At 76.9% G+C, this 711-nt stretch carries 1 protein-coding gene; it reads left to right on the top strand.

The genetic code is table 11. The annotated features are described in order from the left end of the window. A partial coding sequence (locus B7767_RS34690; RefSeq protein WP_143652792.1) for a beta-ketoacyl reductase occupies positions 1–711 on the top strand: 711 nt, incomplete at both ends.

Genomic DNA, 711 nt, shown 5'->3' with positions numbered 1-711 from the left:
GGCACCCGGCACCTGGTCCTCACCAGCCGCCGCGGCCCCGACGCGCCCGGCGTCGCCGACCTCACCGCCGAACTCACCGCGCACGGCGCCCGCGTCACCGTCGCCGACTGCGACGTCGCCGACCGCGACCAGCTCGCCGCGCTCCTCGGCTCCCTCCCCGCCGACCTGCCGCTCACCGGCGTCGTCCACGCCGCGGGCGTCCTCGACGACGGCGTCCTCGACGCCCTCACCCCGGACCGCTTCGACGCCGTCCTGCGCCCCAAGACCCTCGGCACCGCCCACCTGCACGACCTCACCCGCGAGCACGACCTGTCGATGTTCGTGCTGTTCTCCTCCATCGTCGGCGTCCTCGGCAACGCCGGACAGGCCAACTACGCCGCCGCCAACGCCTACCTCGACGCCGTCGCCGAGCAGCGCCGCGCCGCCGGCCTGCCCGTCACCTCCGTCGCCTGGGGCCCCTGGGCCGACGCCGGCATGGCCACCGCCGACGTCCTCACCGACCGCATGCGCCACGACGGACTCACCCCGATGGCGCCGGACACGGCCGTCGCCGCACTGCGCGCCGCCGTCGCCGAAGGCACCTCGCACGCCACCGTCGTCGACGTCGACTGGCCGTCGTACGCCGGAGTCCTGACCGCCGCCCGGCCCAGCCCCCTCATCGGCGACCTGCCCGAGGTGCGCCGGGCCCTGGAGGCCGCCAAGGCCGCCGCG

It is taken from the genome of Streptomyces sp. 13-12-16 (genome assembly GCF_002114215.1).
In the GTDB taxonomy this organism is placed as follows: domain Bacteria; phylum Actinomycetota; class Actinomycetes; order Streptomycetales; family Streptomycetaceae; genus Streptomyces.
This window is presented reverse-complemented; position numbering and strand designations above follow the sequence as displayed.